The following is a 994-nucleotide window of genomic DNA, read 5'->3' on the forward strand; positions in this document are numbered from 1 at the left end:
AAATTACCACTGCTCAGGCTGATGCCTTGTTGTGGGATAAGTCCAAAGGTGCGTTTGTAGCGACGCATGGGGACAGTAAAGAGAACAGCAAGATAACGTCTCTTAAAAATGGCGACATTAGTAGAACGTCAACGGATGCTGTAGCGGGTAACCAGCTATATGCACTAGGGAGCGGTGTTGCGAAGTCTTTAGGTGGTAAAGCTAAGTATGAGAATGGAACTTGGAGTGCGCCTACATTCACGGTTAAGAGCGTGAAAGAAGATGGCAGTGTTACTGCCTCGAGTTATAACGATGTCGCGTCTGCCTTTTCTGGTGTTGGTGATTCATTTGAGAATGTTAAAGATAAAATCGATCATGTTAAGGATGAAATTACCGAAGAGATTGAAAAGGGCATTACCACTGCTCAGGCTGACGCCTTGTTGTGGGATAAGTCTAAAGGTGCGTTTGTAGCAACGCATGGGGACAGTAAAGAGAGCAGCAAGATAACGTCTCTTAAAAATGGCGACATTAGTAGAACGTCAACGGATGCTGTAGCGGGTAACCAGCTATATGCACTAGGGAGCGGTGTTGCGAAGTCTTTAGGTGGTAAAGCTAAGTATGAGAATGGCACATGGACAGCTCCGACTTACGAGATCTCTAATATTTCTGCAGATGGTGATGTGGGAAAGAAGAGCTTCAATGATGTTGGTAGTGCCTTTGCGGGTCTTGATACGAGTGTCAAGAATGTGAACACACATCTGTCTAATGAGGTTAAAAAGTTTGATGAAAAACTAAGTAATATTACTCAAGCGGTTAATGGTGATGCTTTATTATGGAGCGACACTGCACATGCCTTTGTAGCGACGCATGGAGAGAAAGATAGCAAAAGCAATAGCAAGCTTACATCTCTTTTAGATGGCGTCATTAAGGATGGTTCCACGGATGCTGTAACGGGTAATCAGCTTCATGCTCTAGGTGATAAAGTTGCACAATCTTTAGGTGGAGGAGCTAAGTA

At 44.0% G+C, this 994-nt stretch carries 1 pseudogene; it reads left to right on the top strand.

Features of this window, described 5'->3' with window-relative positions:
* Positions 1–994: pseudogene (locus ACFINS_RS09785) on the top strand (hypothetical protein); the annotation flags it as partial.

This window comes from Bartonella sp. AA2SXKL, assembly GCF_042197205.1.
Classification (GTDB): Bacteria; Pseudomonadota; Alphaproteobacteria; order Rhizobiales; family Rhizobiaceae; genus Bartonella.